The sequence below is a fragment of the Bacteroides sp. 1001136B_160425_E2 genome (assembly GCF_015559655.1).
Classification (GTDB): Bacteria; Bacteroidota; Bacteroidia; order Bacteroidales; family Bacteroidaceae; genus Bacteroides; species Bacteroides luhongzhouii.
This window is the reverse complement of the sequence record NZ_JADMQH010000013.1, coordinates 1-16,506: the sequence shown is the minus strand read 5'-3', so window position 1 is coordinate 16,506 and position 16,506 is coordinate 1. Positions and strand designations below refer to the sequence as shown.

Genomic DNA, 16,506 nt, shown 5'->3' with positions numbered 1-16,506 from the left:
ATCTATGCGGATGAATGTACTATATCCAACCTATAGAAAACTATTTAATCTGTGAAAATCCGTGTAATTCGTGGTGAAACCTAAATTATGATTCTTCTGTTGTTTCCCAATTTTCAATTTCACCGCCAATTTCAATCTTCACTTGTTCAGGGTTTTTCGTGATGGTCAGTGATACAATATGATGCATTCCCGACTTGAAGACGAATGAACTTTCCATAAGATATGACACGCCTCTCATCACTACCTCTACCAGCGGACGGCGGTTGGTGATTCGCTGCGGAACGACGATAGCGGTGTATCTGTTGTTTCCTGCTGCCTTTGCTTTCAGTGTGGCTTCCGTACCGTAGAGTGTTTTGGTAGCTATCCCTGCAGCAAGGTCGATGGTAGCATTGGGTACGGTGTTGTGAATGAACACTTCGGCATCCTGCGGTAGTTCATCGCCTTCGTAGTCTTCGCCTTTGATAAGGCGCACGGTAAGTTTGCTCATGCAATGCTTGAATTTCAGTGCCACGGCATCATTGCCGGCAGTCTGTTTCTTTGCTGATGCCCATAGGAAATCGCTGGCTTCGTAGCCTCCCAATGCGTCGGCTGTGCCTGTTGCGCTTTGGTCGGTTGCCACGCGGAATTCCATTTCGTCTGTCGACAAGATGGGAGAGGAGAAGGGATAGTAGGCGTATACGTCATAACTACCGTCGTTCCAGTAGATAGGGCGGGCGGGAGTCCATGTCGTTCCGTTGTAGGTCAGTGAAGCATTGTTCACGTAGTTTCCTCCCACTTGCAGAGGTTCATTTTCTCCGCAGACAAACAGACCGATGCGGTCATTTGTTTCGAAGTCTGTTTCCGTGGCGCGGCTGGCAGGAGCAGCTTGTTGCTGTGAAGGATGCGCAATTCGGAACTGCATCACGTCGTTCCGTTCCGTCTCCTTACTGCCTGCCGTTTCTTCCTGTCCGCAGCTTACCATCGCCATGCTGGAGAGCAGGCAGATGCAAGCCGTATAGATGGTATGAATCGTTGGTTTCATGTTCTTTTTCCTTTTTTGAGTTTCTTTCTTTTGAATATCTTTCTTCGAGTCTTTTTCTTTCAAAGTTTTTTCCTCAAAGTCTTTTTGTGATAGCAGGAATTGAATCCTGCTATTTTTTTTGACTTCTTTACTTTCTATTCAATGTATAGCCTCCTTTCGACTATTTTAGTGGGCTGCCTTTATGAATTTTGGGCGGATATTGGAACGTATGTACGCGGCTTCCTGCATACGGAACATTCATGGCGCGTGTGATGGATCCCGCATCTCCCTTATCATTCTTCACAAAATCTTCGAACGAATACTCTTCACCTGCATACTTCTTGATGCGTTTCACAATAGACTCGCGGCTGATGGCGCTGTAATACGGAATATCATTGTTCATACAGCTGTTCAGTTCTGAACGGAATACGCCGCGGTTGTGCATGAATCCACCTTCGTAGATATCTACCCGGTCACTGTAACGTTCGTCAAATATCAGATGGCTCCAGGGCACTTCGTGCATTTTGCCTGTCAGTGAGAGGTTGTCATACCAGCCCAAGGCTTTGGCACAGTTAAATTCGAATGTGTGTCCGCAGCAAGTACATGTACAGAAATCAATGAATTCGTTATGGTAGATATATTCATCGCCCAGTTTACCAAATCCGTGTCCGCCGGCTTCATGTTGAATCACTCCGCGTGTGTCAAGTGGATAACCATAGGTACTTCTCGGGCAGAAGGCAATGGCAGAACCGTCGTCCCACATCTGGCAAATGCCACCGTAGTCGGTAGAGTTGGGGGTGATGATAATCAAACTTTGGTTCAGATTTGCTTTTGTCACTGTAGGTATGCGCAGTGCGTAATTGAACACAGCGTCATAATCGCATTTTAGTCCTACACCGCCTGTATAGGTCGTCTCAAACTTGGCGTAACGGATGGTATTGATAGTACCAATTCCGGTTTCGGGAGAAACAGCGATGGCGGTATATATGTTGAAATAATCACGATAAGTTTTGTATGGCTCGATACCGAAGAAGTTATCTACCTGCTCCCTCATGGCTTTCATGTATTCGCCTTCGGAGATGTCTTTCGCATTGTATCCATCACCTAGGAATACGAGGTTGATACCTCCATTGTTTCCCTTGGTAGCCTTTTGTAAAGTAATGATTTCATCTTCGCCGTACTCATAGTCATATTGAGAGACGGAACATTTAGTAGTATAATCCTTGTCTTTCAGTCTGAATACGATTTCACCGGTACGTCCTTGGGTAGTGCCTTTGGTCATTTCGTTGATGGTCAAGGTCAGTTCCGTTTTCTTTGAGCCGCTGTTTTGTGACAGACTGCACCAGTCGGGCATGCTTTCTACTTCCCAATCTCCTTCGGCGTTCAATACCAGTCGGCGTGTGCATCGGGTATTGATGGCATTGGCGATAGAAGGACGGCAGACCAGTTCGCGGTGGGCAGAGATACGTTTGAAGTCGCTCCAACCTACTGCGGTTTGGTAATCGGTGATGGCGGATTCGGGAACTTCGAGAGTGAAGTTATCTTTAGCTACACCGTTGAAAGCTCCTGTTTGTACATAGGGTGGGATGGTTCCTTTGCAGACGATGGAGCCGATGCCGAAACAGTTAGAGAACGAGCCGCCTTCGTCGCCCCATACAGATTCCCAACGAATATTCTCCAATCCTTCAGGGAAGACCACTCCTTCTAGGCTACGGCAGTTGGCAAATGCTCCTGCGCCGATGCTTTGTACATTTTCCGGTATTTCGAGGATACCCGTAAGACGCCAGTTGTTTTTGAAGGCATTTTCACCGATGGTTGTTAGTTCTTGTGGAAGTTTAAGCTCACCAGAGAAATCACAACCATTGAACACATTATCATTGAGGATGACTAAATTTTTAGGCAGATTAAGCTCTCCTTTGAAATGACAACCCTCAAAAGCGTATTCCCCAATTGTTGCTATTCCATCATGTAAATTTAGCATACCATCAAAACTACAACCGCTAAAAGATTGAGTAGGGATATCTACTATTCCTTGTGGAATAGATAAAGAACCTGTTAGATTATTACAACCTATAAAAGCACACTCTCCTAATTTTTTTAATTTTGAAGGAAGTTTTAAGTTACCATATAATCCTTTACAACCTTCAAAAGCATATCCTCTGATTATTTCCACATTGTCAGGGATTGTAAGTTCACAAACAAAACCGCACTTTGAAAATACTCCGCAAGAATAATCAATGTCTTCTCCACCATTATTACCGATGTACTTTAATGTTGTAGGTAATGATAAGGAACCATTGAAGGATTTACATCCGGTAAAAGCTCCTTGTTGTATATCTACCACTCCCTCCGGAATGATAAGCGAACCAGATAAATATTCGCAATGATAGAAAGAACGTACTCCAATAGAAGTAAGTTTATCCGGCAGAACAAGGCGAACTAACTTTTTGTTTTTATTACCTCTTTGTGAAAAGGCAAAGTGAGGGATTTGGTCGTCTTGGCATATGCATGTATTCCAACCATCATTTACAGTCATTTTTTCTCCCTTGATTTTTATTTCTTTCAAATTTAAAGCTTGTAATGATGACATTTCATCCCTCATGAAATAGAAATCACTAGGATTTAATTCTCCCGTAATCTTCAAATTCTGCAACTTCGTATAATCCTTATTCGCCGCCGTGATACACTCCTTCAACGTCCCCGCCTTTTCCACATTAATCACAATATACTCCTTGGCGGTAGCTTCATGCGAAGCCATATCATTTTCCCATGCAGTAATAGACTCATCAATGAGTTTAAACTCATACTGTCCGCTTGCTTCCTTCTTATTCACCTGAATAGTGAAATTGTGCATCTTCCCGGCTATGTACGTGAATGCTTCTTCCTTCTTAAATGTGTAAGGCATTCCATCTACCGTAATACTGAAAAGCACTTTTCCAGCTTCCACAGTCTGTGGAACCACAATGGCGCGGAATTCATTGTCTTTACAGAATGGGATAGTCCCTGTCTTGGCAACTTCGCCTGTAGCAGTCACATTACCCGTGGCGAGGTCAATCACCGAACTACGCTTGGTGTTCAGAACCAGTACTTGTTTCTCCAGTTCTATCCATGCTCCTTCGGCGAATCCCTCGCCCTCTTTCAAGGTAATGCGGGCATTACTCATCTTGTGCCGCAATGGCAGTCGGATTACTTTTTCCGTAGGTGCTACGTCCGCTGCCTTTCCCCAAAGGAAGTCACTTGCTTCGTAACTTCCCATTTCATCCCCATTATTTTTCGTTTGATCTTTTTGTACTTCAAATGTATATGCATTTACATCCGTTGGCGTGCCGTACGGGTAATACCCATAGATATCAACATGTGTCCGGTCGTCCTTCCAGTAGACGTCGTAGGCAGAGTTCCACTTATAGGCCGCTTCATCAAAAGTGTGCGGAACATTCGTTCCCCGGTTACCGTTGTTTGCCAATGTTCCCGGTGTGTTCCCGTTATAGTCAACGATATATACGCCCATGATGTCGCCATCGCAGAAACCATTGTCATTGACACGGGTCACTGCCACCTGATCTATTTCTCCCGACAGGGATATGACATTCGAATCCTGTCTCCGTGAGACGCCTTCCGTTATTTCATTGTCGTTGCACGACATAAGCACCAATGCCGATACAGCACTGAATACTATATATTTATGCCATTCTCTTCTCATACGTCTGTCTATTTTATTCGGCTACGCCACCATTATCTATATCGTCATCTTCCCAAGCCCCAATGCCGACATTAATACCATTGCTAGTCTTGCTCACGGTTACGGAGAAAGTATGCCTTTTTCCTCCGACGAAAGTAAATTCCTTGTTGAGATTGAAGTCTCTGCCATCAATATTGACGGTGATGAAATTATCTCCCGAAGCTGTTTGAGGTACAACCAGCGCTTTGTACGAACGGTTATTTCCATTTTCGAGCGGAAGAATTGTTTTGCCTGTTCCCGTTGCCGTAGCTGTGCCGTTGGTGAGGTTGACAGTTGCTCCGGTCTTTATTCCGTTCATCTTTACGCTTATGGTCGATTGTGCCAGAATTTCGTCTGTGAATCCGTTGCCTGCCTTCACGTTGATAACTGCACAACTGAAAATATGCCTGGTCGTAATGCTGACAGCATCTTCCGTAGGTGCCACTCCCGAAGTCTTGCCGTACAGGAATTCACTTGCCTTGTAAGCCTGTTCAGTAGACTGATCTTCTTTCACTGAGAAAGAATGTGCGGAAATGTCCGAAAGTGTAGCATACGGAAAATAACAGTAGAAATCCGCCTTGGTGTTTTCATCTTTCCAAAAGATTTCTTTGTCCGGTGTCCATGTACCGTCGCTGCCATACGTGAATCTCATGTTATTCACATGATTGCCGTTGTTTTGCAATGTTCCCGGTGTTGTGCCGTTGTAGTTCACGACATACAATCCGATTTTGTCCTGGCTCTCATAGCCCCAGTCAGTGACGCGAGTATGAACGCTTTCTTTTGCGTTGATACTTACATTACTTGCTACACAATTCAATGTGATGGGAATCTGTTTTACAGGTACTTCAGGTATCTTTGTTTGCTCCTCTTCCCCTGCCGAACAAGCACTTAATAGTGCCAAAAGACAACTTCCCCCTAATAGATGCAATTTCATAATGATTAGTTTTTTAATGTTTGATACAAAGGTAGGAGGTTGTCCTATTTAAATCAAGTTCATAATGGTTCATAAAGGAATAAATTCTTAAATCTTCTTTTTCTGCCAGTCTCCTTTCTTCATATACCAGTAGCAGAACAACAGTATAAAGGTACCGTACACACATTCCGTTGTCCAGGCAAATGCGACATCCATTCGCAGATACATGATGAAATATGCAGAGTATGTGACATAGATAGCCAGTACACAAAGTTCCATAGCCAATGCAGTCCGCGTATTTCCCGTACCTGATACCGATTGGAAATAAACATTGGCAGGCACCAGCACCAGATAGGCAGAACACAGTACCCACAGTGAAGGTACGGATGCCGCTCTTAGATCCGGGATGTCTGTATAAATGCGCAGAATCAGATCCGGGAATAAGCAGAAAAACGCCAGGATCGGCAATACAAAGATATATCCGATACGGATATGTTGCTTGATAGTTCCCCGTACACAATCCTGTTCGCCTGCACCGATCAGGTTACTTACCAGTGAACCGCAGGTGGAAGCAAATGCCATTGCAATCATAAACGGTATCCCCGACACGTTGCGGATGATATTGGCAATCGCTAATGACCGCTCTCCCAAATGTTCCACAAACAGGAAGAACATGAACCAAGTGGATAAAGAAACGAAATTCTGAATCATTGTCCACACAGAAACATTCAGTATGCGTTTCAGTGTTTTTCCATGGAATTTGGGCAATATGTTCAATGCATATTTCTTGCAGTCAATCCGTTTCCAGGTATAGATGGTAAAGAAAATCACCGATACCATTTCAGCCAGTGACGAACCGATGGCAGCGCCGGCAATTCCCAGTTGCGGGAAACCGAATTTACCGAAGATCAGGATATAGTTGAATACTACGTTTGAAAGCACCATCACAATAGAGTTCAGTGTCAGTGTTTTGGTTTGTGTCGTACCTACAAAGAAGGCGCGGAACATGACCATGATAAAAGAGAAGAAGAAACCGTACACACGCCAGTGAATATAACTTTCGGCTGCATCGTAAATGTGAGGAGACGATATGATATTCTTTAAGATATGTGGTGAAAATACGATGGAGAACGTGAATAAAATCACTGCCATGGCAAGCAGGAAATAAATGCCCTGATAGAAAATCGGTCCGATTTCCTTGTAGTTTCCTTCTCCGTTGCGGCGGGCAATTAATATCTGCGCACCAATGCTGAAGCCGAATGCCATCATAAAGATGGCAAGATAGTATACTCCTGCGATAGCAGAAGCACCCAGCTCGATTTCTCCCACACGTCCCAGAAAGGCCGTGTCCGTCATGCCGATCATTTGCTCCATAATCAGACTGATCAGGATAGGGTAGGTAATCGTCCAGATTTGTTTATAAGAATATTTAGTTTTCATCCTATTTTATTTTTTTAGAGAAAGAAAGCCGGGCAACCAAAATAGGGTGTCCGGCTTTCTTAGAATATGATTCAGGAATAATTCCTTATTTTTTATTCTGTCTTTGCTGTTGCAGTAGCTCTTGTTGCTTTTGCATCGCTTCCAAGCGAGCAGCAAAACCGGTCTTTTTCATTTGTTTCGGGTCCTTCTTTTTCGCTTCAAGAATAGCCAACAATTTAGTTTCGTCAGTCGTTTTACGAAGCAGAATCATAGTACCCACGCTAATCAGTGTTGACACGAAATAGTAATAGTTCAAACCTGACGGATAGTCGTTCAAGACAAACAAGAACATAATCGGCATCAGATACATCATCCATTTCATAGCCGCCATTTGTGGTTGTGCTCCAGTATCCTGCATAGACATCGTGTACTTCGTGTTCAAGATGTTGGTTGCCGTCATCAGCAAGCAGAACAAGCTAAGGTGGTTGCCCAAGAACGGAATATGGAACGGGAATGTGATGAACGCGTCATAAGTAGAAAGATCGTCCGCCCACAAGAAACTCTGTTGACGCAGCTCGATAGCACTCGGCACGAACATAAACAAAGCCATCAGGATAGGGAACTGCAATAACATCGGCAGACAGCCACCCATCGGGCTTACCCCATACTGGCTGTAAAGACCCATTACCTCCTGTTGTTTCTTCATTGCATCTTCCTGCTTCGGATATTTCTTGTTGATTTCGTCGATTTTCGGTTTCAATACACGCATCTTGGCAGAAGACATATATGTTTTCCAGGTAGCCGGATAAACCAGCACTTTCACCATAATTGTCAGAATCAACAGTACGATACCCATGCTCAATCCCCAACCGGATAACCAGTCGAATACGTTGATTGTGATAAACTGGTTAATCCAGCGAATCAACGGCCAACCCAAGTAAACCAGTCTGTGAAGTTCCCATTTCTCGTCGCGGCCTTTATCCAACGCTTTCAGTGTCTTAAAGTGATTCGGACCGAAATAGAAATACATTTCTGTCGGTTCCTTGCCTGACGGGTCAAAGAAAGTATTCATTTCAGCAGAATAATCCTTGATATATCCGCTTCCTTGTTGTTCCATTCTTGACTTTACAGAAACCTTTTCAAAATCCTGTTCAGCAATAAATACAGAAGAGAAGAACTGATTCTTGAAAGCTATCCAGTCGATGCGTCCCGGCAAATCCTGGCTGTCGTCTTTGGCAGCAGATAAGTTGTCTACATTGTCACCTGTTACTTTATAAGTCAGTTCCGACAGACGGTTCTCATAGGTGAATCCTTTTTCCAGTTGGCGGGCGCGCTGTGACCAGTCGATGTCCACATACTTAGTACTTGCCAACTTGTCTTCCATACCTGTCGCTTTGATTTCAAAGTTCATCAGATAGCTATCCGGTTTCAGCGTATAGATGAAATCGATATAGCTTGCGCTATCCGTAGCCAGACGCATGGTAACACTACTGTCCGTTTTGTTTACAGCTTCAAAGAAATAATCTTTGGTCTGGATGGCTCCTGCTTTGTTGTAGAAGTTGAAGTTCATCGAAGCATCGTCACCGTCGAACAACATAATCGGCGTTTTTTTGTCCTGTGCCATATAATCCTTCAGCATGGCTGAATAGACACGTCCGCCTTTTGTTGCGAAAGTAATTTCCGCTACATTATTCTGGATGCTGATTTTAGAATCGGTCCCATGCAAGGCATTGAAAAACAAAGCAGAAGAATCGGCAGCCGATGCAACCTCTTTTTGGCTGTTAGCCAGCGCAGCTTCCGTTTTTGCCTTCAGCGCTTCTTCCTGCTGCTGTACTACGGCAATAGAGTCATAGTATCTTTTTTGTGCAGCTATCTGTTCCTCGCTTGGACGGCTCAAAAAACTGAATCCTACCAATAATATGCCTATTAGAACGAGACCTGTGATGGTGTTTTTATCCATTCTTATTTTAATTACAAATTATAAAATTACAAACTACCGGTTGTTTACCGCGTATCGTTAGTCTTTCACCATTGTTTTTTCGTTTTCGATGGCAGCTTTCACGAATGCCACGAACAACGGATGAGGGTTCAGTACCGTACTGCCATATTCCGGATGGAACTGTGTACCGACAAACCATTTCAATGCCGGGATTTCAACGATTTCTACCAGATCCGATTCCGGGTTGATACCTACGCATTTCATGCCGGCAGCTTCATATCGGTCTTTATAATCATTGTTGAACTCATAGCGATGACGGTGACGTTCCTGAATATGTTCTTGTCCGTAAGCCTGATATGCTTTCGAACCTTTCTGCAATACACATTCGTAGGCACCCAGACGCATCGTACCACCCATGTTGGTGATTGCTTTCTGTTCTTCCATGATATCAATCACGTTGTGCGGGGTCTTTTCATCCATTTCACGTGAGTTGGCATCAGCGTATCCCAGTACGTTACGTGCAAATTCGATGGCGATACATTGCATACCCAGGCAAATACCGAAAGTCGGGATGTCATGCGTACGTGTATATTTGATAGCAACAAACTTGCCGTCAATACCCCGTTGGCCAAATCCCGGACCGATCATTACGCCCGACATACCCTTCAGAGCTTCACATACATTTTCATCAGTCAGTTTCTCACTGTTTACGAAATGAACTTCCACTTTGCGGTCATTGTAAGTACCTGCCTGCGATAAAGCTTCACGGATAGACTTATAAGCATCCTGTAAGTCATATTTTCCAACCAGCGCAATATTGATAGGCTCTTTGGTTTCTGCAGCGTGACGGCGTTCCAGGAATTTACGCCATGGGCCGAGTCCCGGAGTTTCTCCTACCGGCAGTCCCATCTTTTCGAGGATAGTGCTGTCCAGTCCTTGCGCCTGCATCAGGATAGGTACTTCGTAAATTGTTTCCGCGTCAATAGACTGCACAACGGCTTTATCGTCTACATTACAAAATTGTGCCACTTTCTTACGCAGTCCGTCACTTAGCGGATGCTCGGCACGCAGAACCAGTACATCCGGCTGAATACCCACACTTTGGAGTTCCTTTACAGAATGTTGCGTAGGTTTTGTTTTCAATTCTCCGGCAGCAGCAAGGTAAGGAACATAAGTCAAGTGTACGCAAAGAGCGTTCTTGCCGAGTTCCCATTTCAACTGACGGATACTTTCGAGGTAGGGGAGTGACTCGATGTCACCTACCGTACCACCGATTTCAGTAATCACAAAATCAAACTTGTATTTATTACCAAGTAGTTTTACATTCCGTTTGATCTCGTCTGTGATGTGAGGAATCACTTGGATCGTTTTACCCAGATAATCTCCACGACGTTCTTTGTCAATGACGCTTTTGTAGATACGTCCCGTAGTAATGTTGTTCGCCTTTGTCGTTTGTATACCTAGGAATCGCTCATAGTGTCCCAAGTCGAGGTCGGCTTCGTGTCCGTCTACGGTTACATAGCACTCTCCGTGCTCATAAGGATTCAATGTTCCCGGGTCGATGTTGATATACGGGTCAAACTTCTGGATGGTTACATTATAACCTCTTGCTTGCAGCAACTTACCGATGGATGATGAAATGATCCCTTTTCCTAAAGAAGAGGCAACACCACCGGTGACGAAAATATACTTTGTTTCTCCCACAGCTATAACTGTTTTAATAATTGTTTACTTAGTAGTATTCTTACGAACTTAAAAACCGCAAAATTATAAAAAAAAGAGGAAGATTACAGTCTTTCGTCTCCACAATTTTATTAAAAAATGCAATTTTAAAAGAATCCTATGATTTCTAAACAAAATAATGTAGCTTTGCAGCCTAAACCATAGACAAATATGATGAGAATTACTACTTTATGTTCAGCGTTTATCCTGTCAATCTTATCGTTATCGCTTTTTGCGCAGGAATCTGTCGAACCCTCTTCACTTCCGACTGACTCTTTGCAGTCTGTTCCTGAAGTGAGCAAACCTACTAAAACGGTCAAATCCTCAACAGTTGTGGCAAAAGCCAGAGTCGTGAGAGCAGATACGCTTTCGGCGGAGCTTCAGAAATATTTGATGCTTAAACTTAATATGTCGGGGCCGACTCCGAAACTGGATACCGTTTCTTATTTATATAATAAGTATGTCGCGCAATTAGATTATTTGAACGACCTGTCTGTGCCGCCACGTTATATTCCGTCTGATCCCGATTATTTCCGTCTGTTCACACCATTGGCGTATTATTATGCTCCGATGGCACAATATTCGAAGTTGGAATGGAAACCCATGCAGTTGGATACCACTCCTCGGCTGACGCAAGAACTTCTGCCTTATGATACCCTGGCATTTACCAAGACCCAACGTGCCGGGAAAATAGTGAATAGTGCATTGATGGATCTTTATTTAGCATGTCCAAATTTGGTTGTCACTACAGAAGACCGTATCATGAGTCGTGATGTGTTCCGCCATGATGTGAAACCGAAAATATCTCCCAGAGCAAACGTTATTCATCTGTTCCAACCGGAAAATATGGATGATAATGTTGGAAAGGCCAATATGAAGATTAGTCGACCAAACTGGTGGGTGACCGGAGGTAACGGATCGTTGCAGATCAGTCAGAACCACCTTTCGGATAACTGGTATAAAGGAGGTGAAAGTAACTTCTCCGGATTGGCCACTTTCCAGATTTTTGCCAATTATAATGACAATGAAAAGGTCTTGTTTGAGAACCAGTTGGAAGCTAAAGTGGGTATGACCTCCACTCCGTCAGATGAATATCATAAATACCTTTTTAACACCGACCAATTCCGCATATATAATAAATTAGGTTTGAGAGCTTTCAAGAATTGGTATTATACCATTTCTTCCGAGTTTAAAACACAGTTCTTCAACGGATATAAAGCTAACAGTGAAGAATTGGTTTCGTCTTTCTTGTCTCCGGCAGATTTGGCGGTCAGTGTCGGTATGGATTATAAGTTGAGTAAGAAGAAATTTAATCTTTCCGTGTTTATGGCGCCGTTGACTTACAACTTGCGTTATATTGGTAATTCTGAAGTGGATGAAACTAAGTTTGGCTTAGACAAAGGAAAATGCTCCAAAAATGACTTTGGTTCCCAGTTGCAGTCGACACTCAATTGGGCTATCATTTCTGCGGTGACTTTAGAGTCTCGTCTCAATTACCTGACCAACTATCATTGGGCACGTGTAGAGTGGGAGAATACGTTCAATTTCGTATTAAACCGTTATCTTTCTACCAAGCTCTATATACATACCCGTTTTGATGACAGCTCGAAGCCGACTGAAGGAGATAGTTTCTTCCAGTTGAAAGAATTGCTTAGTTTCGGTATCAATTATAAGTGGTAATTCGTATTCCGGGAAAACTTATTAAAAAACAAGAAAAGGCTGTTTAACAATAAAAGTTATTCAGTCTTTTTTTTATGTTCATATCTGTGTTATATGATGTAATCATTCTTACTACGTGCTTTAACTGCATATTTTGATTGGTAAAAAGAAAAGAAAGCATTTTTTTCTTGTTTCTTATTTATTATTTTATCTATCTTTGCGGCAGGAATTATTTCATTGCCTAAGTAGCAATGGAAAAAGTGGGGTAAAAATATATGATCATTAGCAAAAATGACGATCGGGAAGTTCTGCCAACAGATGTGATTGGCAGAAGCGTAGCGCACTCTAAACGCTGGTTAGTCGCCATTGTGCGCATTTATCATGAGAAAAAAACAAGTGAACGCCTCACTAAAATGGGCGTTGAAAATTTCCTTCCTATTCAACAAGAAGTTCATAAATGGAGTGACCGTCGCAAAGTTGTCGACCGTGTCATACTTCCAATGATGATCTTTGTCCACGTTGATCCACAAGAACAAAAAGAAGTTCTGACCTTATCCGCTATCAGTCGTTACATGGTACTTCGTGGGGAGAGTACTCCGGCTGTAATTCCCGACCAACAAATGTTACGATTCAAATTTATGCTCGACTATTCGGATGAAACGATCTGTATGAGCACATCGCCATTAGCGCCGGGAGAAAAAATAAGGGTCATAAAAGGGCCATTAGCAGGGCTGGAAGGAGAATTGGTAGATATAAATGGGAAATCAAAAGTTGCAGTCCGATTGACAATGTTAGGATGTGCATGTGTAGATATACCGGCAGGATGTGTAGAGCCGGTTTAGCACTATCAATTGAATTAAAAATTCAAATTACTCAATGAAAATGCAAAAATTAATGGGGGCGCTCATCCTCTTATTGATGTTGGGCGCCGCACCTGTGGCAGCTCAAAATATGAGCGATTCTCAAGTATTGGAATATGTCAAAGAGGGGATTAGACAAGGGAAAGAACAAAAGCAGTTAGCCTCTGAACTGGCACGCAAAGGTGTGACTAAGGAACAGGCTATGCGTGTGAAGCAGCTTTATGAGCAGCAGAACAATGTCAATGCTTCCAACGCTACTGGTACGGATGTCAATGAATCTCGTCTTCGTGAGGAAATGAAGGAAAACACTTCCGATATGCTGGAAGACCACCCGAGTACCCAAGATCTTGCACGTGGCAATCAGGTTTTCGGACGTAACATCTTCAATACTCGTAACCTGACTTTTGAACCCAGTGTCAACATCGCCACCCCTTTAAATTACCGTCTCGGTCCCGGTGACGAAGTGATTATCGACATCTGGGGAGCCAGTCAGAACACTATCCGCCAACAGATTTCTCCTGATGGCACTATCAATATTCAGAAAATAGGTCCCGTCAACCTGAACGGACTGACTATTGCTGAAGCTAATGACTATCTCAAAAAAACATTAAACAAGATATATAATGGTCTTAATAATGCGAACGATCCCACTTCGGACATCCGTCTGACTTTGGGTAGTATCCGTACTATTCAGATCAATGTAATGGGTGAAGTAGTTCAGCCGGGCACTTACTCTCTTTCTTCCTTTGCCACTGTCTTCCATGCACTTTACCGTGCAGGAGGTGTGAGTGACATAGGTAGCCTTCGCAATGTCCAGCTGGTACGTAATGGCAAAAACATCGCCACGATTGACGTTTACCAGTTCATCATGAAAGGAAACATTCAGGATGACATTCGTCTGCAGGAAGGTGATGTCGTGATTGTTCCCGCCTATGACGTATTGGTTAAGATCGACGGAAAAGTGAAACGTCCGATGCGCTTCGAAATGAAGAAGGATGAGAACTTATCTACTCTAATCAGTTATGCCGGTGGATTTGATGCTGACGCCTACACCCGTTCACTGCGTGTCGTACGCCAGAACGGACAGGAGTATGAAGTAAACACAGTTAAAGACCTCGATTATAGTGTCTATAAAATGCGAAACGGTGATGTTGTGACCGCCGAGGCTATCCTTAACCGCTTCACTAATAAGCTTGAAATCCGTGGTGCCGTTTACCGTCCCGGTATCTACCAGCTAAACGGTAAACTGAATACCGTCCGCGAATTGGTAAACGAAGCCCAAGGCTTGACGGGTGATGCTTTCTTGAACCGTGCTGTCCTTTATCGTCAACGTGAGGACCTTACCACTGAGGTTATCCCTGTTGACATTAAAGCCATCATGGATGGTACTTCTCAAAATATCATCCTGACGAAAAACGACATCCTTTATATTCCGAGCATCCATGATTTGGAAGACAGAGGTAATGTCGTAATCCATGGTGAAGTAGCCAAACCGGATTCTTATCCTTATGCTGATAATATGACCCTTGAAGATTTGATCATTCAGGCAGGGGGATTGCGTGAAGCCGCTTCTGTTGTTCGTGTGGATGTATCGCGTAGAATCAAGAATCCTCGTAGTACTGTGGATAACGATACTATCGGTCGGACGTATACATTCTCCCTTAAAGAAGGGTTTGTGATAGATGGAACACCGGGGTTTGTACTTCAGCCTTATGATGAGGTTTATGTACGTCGTAGTCCGGGTTATCAGGCTCAACAGAATGTGGTTGTTGAAGGTGAAATTCTGTTCGAAGGTTCATACGCCATGACCAACCGTGAAGAACGTCTTTCCGATTTGATTCGCAAAGCTGGTGGTTCTACTAAAAACGCTTACCTACGTGGTGCCAAGTTGACTCGTGTAGCTACTGAAGGTGAGAAGAAACGTATGGGAGATGTGATCCGTTTGATGAGTCGACAGTTGGGTGAGGCTATGATGGATTCTTTGGGCGTCCGTGTGGAAGACCATTTTACGGTTGGCATTGACTTGGAGAAAGCTTTAGCTAATCCAGGGAGCACGGCGGACATTGTCTTACGTGAGGGTGATGTGGTCTTTATTCCCAAAAGTACCAATACGGTTAAGATCAATGGTGCTGTGATGGTTCCTAATACAGTTTCTTATATAGCGGGTAAGAATATTGACTATTATTTGAATCAGGCTGGTGGTTATTCTGATAATGCCAGAAAGAGTAAGAAGTTTATTGTTTATATGAATGGTCAAGTCACTAAGGTTAAAGGTAGCGGTAAGAAACAAATCGAGCCTGGTTGTGAAATAATCGTTCCCAATAGATCGAAGAAACGTACTAATGTGGGTGAAATCTTGGGATATGCCACTTCTTTCAGTTCATTGGGTATGATGATCGCCTCTATTGCTAATTTAATCAAGAAATAACGAATACCTTTATTTATGGCTACTTTGATGGAACAAACATCTGAAAAGGAAACAAAACATTTGCATAATAATCATAATGATGAGGAGATTGAAATCGATTTGATGGATCTTCTTCGTAAGGTTATAGGTATTCGTAAGAAGATCTATAAAGCAGTGGGTATCGGATTGATAATTGGTATTATTGTTGCAATAAGTATCCCTAAGCAGTACACGGTTGAAGTTACCCTTTCTCCGGAAATGGGTAATGATAAAGGTGGTGGTTTATCTGGTCTAGCTGCATCTTTTTTAGGAAGTGGGGTTACTATGGGTGACGGTACTGATGCTTTAAATGCTTCCTTGTCTGCTGATATTGTCTCTTCTACTCCCTTTTTATTGGAGCTTTCTGCAATGGAGATACCGGTAACAAAAAATGAAGCAATGACATTGAACACTTATTTAGATGAAGAGTCATCTCCCTGGTGGAGTTATGTAATCGGGGTTCCTGGAATGGTAATTGGTGGATTAAAGTCCTTGTTTACTGAGGAAGATGAAATTACATCTTTTGATAAAACAAGTCAGGGCGCAATTGAGCTTTCAAAGAAGGAATCGAAGAAAATTGCGACTCTGAAGAAAATGATAACCGCTTCTGTGGATAAGAAAACCTCAATGACTTCCGTTACTGCAACTTTTCAGGATCCTAAGGTTGCTGCAGTCGTAGCCGATTCTGTAGTGAAGAAATTGCAGGAATATATAATAGATTACCGCACTTTCAAGGCGAAAGAAGATTGTATTTATTTGGAGAAACTTTTCAAAGAACGTCAGCAAGAATATTATGCAGCTCAGAAGAAATATGCCGATTATCTGGATTC

Annotated in this window: 10 protein-coding genes; 4 read left to right on the top strand and 6 right to left on the bottom strand. The window is 43.1% G+C overall.

All coding sequences use genetic code 11. The annotated features are described in order from the left end of the window. Positions 1–85: 85 nt before the first annotated feature. The 6 genes from I2I04_RS14065 to I2I04_RS14040 form a co-directional block, all read right to left on the bottom strand. Positions 86–1,021 carry a fimbrillin family protein gene (locus tag I2I04_RS14065; RefSeq protein WP_195655294.1) on the bottom strand — a complete coding sequence of 312 codons (936 nt, stop codon included), beginning with the start codon at positions 1,019–1,021 and terminating at the stop codon, positions 86–88. A gap of 160 nt (positions 1,022–1,181) precedes the next feature. Next, positions 1,182–4,700: a fimbrillin family protein gene (locus tag I2I04_RS14060; RefSeq protein ID WP_195655293.1), complete on the bottom strand. Its 3,519-nt coding sequence runs from the start codon at positions 4,698–4,700 to the stop codon at positions 1,182–1,184. Between the two features lie 13 nt (positions 4,701–4,713). Next, positions 4,714–5,652, bottom strand: coding sequence for a fimbrillin family protein (locus I2I04_RS14055; RefSeq protein ID WP_195655292.1), 939 nt, complete (start codon positions 5,650–5,652; stop codon positions 4,714–4,716). A gap of 87 nt (positions 5,653–5,739) precedes the next feature. Next, a complete protein-coding gene (bexA, locus tag I2I04_RS14050; protein ID WP_195655291.1) occupies positions 5,740–7,071 on the bottom strand; it encodes a multidrug efflux MATE transporter BexA in 1,332 nt (443 codons plus the stop codon). 85 nt (positions 7,072–7,156) lie between these two features. Then, positions 7,157–9,010, bottom strand: a complete 1,854-nt coding sequence (gene yidC, locus I2I04_RS14045) for a membrane protein insertase YidC (protein WP_195655290.1) — start codon at positions 9,008–9,010, stop codon at positions 7,157–7,159. A gap of 57 nt (positions 9,011–9,067) precedes the next feature. Continuing rightward, on the bottom strand, positions 9,068–10,693 hold the full coding sequence (locus I2I04_RS14040; RefSeq protein ID WP_143259738.1) for a CTP synthase: 1,626 nt from the start codon (positions 10,691–10,693) through the stop codon (positions 9,068–9,070). A gap of 189 nt (positions 10,694–10,882) precedes the next feature. Here I2I04_RS14040 and I2I04_RS14035 point away from each other — a divergent pair, with 189 nt between their 5' ends. The 4 genes from I2I04_RS14035 to I2I04_RS14020 form a co-directional block, all read left to right on the top strand. Then, positions 10,883–12,391, top strand: coding sequence for a DUF3078 domain-containing protein (locus I2I04_RS14035; protein ID WP_195655289.1), 1,509 nt, complete (start codon positions 10,883–10,885; stop codon positions 12,389–12,391). Positions 12,392–12,645: 254 nt separating this feature from the next. After that, entirely contained in the window at positions 12,646–13,212 is a 567-nt protein-coding gene (locus tag I2I04_RS14030; protein ID WP_195471030.1) for a UpxY family transcription antiterminator, read from the top strand. A gap of 34 nt (positions 13,213–13,246) precedes the next feature. Further along, on the top strand, positions 13,247–15,658 hold the full coding sequence (locus I2I04_RS14025) for a polysaccharide biosynthesis/export family protein (RefSeq protein ID WP_195655288.1): 2,412 nt from the start codon (positions 13,247–13,249) through the stop codon (positions 15,656–15,658). 15 nt (positions 15,659–15,673) lie between these two features. Continuing rightward, positions 15,674–16,506: chain-length determining protein (locus I2I04_RS14020; RefSeq protein ID WP_195655287.1), on the top strand; the 833-nt coding region annotated here is incomplete at its 3' end.

Coding starts and splice junctions, on each gene's coding strand:
- I2I04_RS14030 (WP_195471030.1), top strand. CDS start 12,646: ATGATCATTAGCAAAAATGACGATCGGGAAGTTCTGCCAACAGATGTG.
- yidC (WP_195655290.1), bottom strand. CDS start 9,010: ATGGATAAAAACACCATCACAGGTCTCGTTCTAATAGGCATATTATTG.
- I2I04_RS14065 (WP_195655294.1), bottom strand. CDS start 1,021: ATGAAACCAACGATTCATACCATCTATACGGCTTGCATCTGCCTGCTC.
- I2I04_RS14060 (WP_195655293.1), bottom strand. CDS start 4,700: ATGAGAAGAGAATGGCATAAATATATAGTATTCAGTGCTGTATCGGCA.
- I2I04_RS14025 (WP_195655288.1), top strand. CDS start 13,247: ATGAAAATGCAAAAATTAATGGGGGCGCTCATCCTCTTATTGATGTTG.
- I2I04_RS14055 (WP_195655292.1), bottom strand. CDS start 5,652: ATGAAATTGCATCTATTAGGGGGAAGTTGTCTTTTGGCACTATTAAGT.
- bexA (WP_195655291.1), bottom strand. CDS start 7,071: ATGAAAACTAAATATTCTTATAAACAAATCTGGACGATTACCTACCCT.
- I2I04_RS14035 (WP_195655289.1), top strand. CDS start 10,883: ATGATGAGAATTACTACTTTATGTTCAGCGTTTATCCTGTCAATCTTA.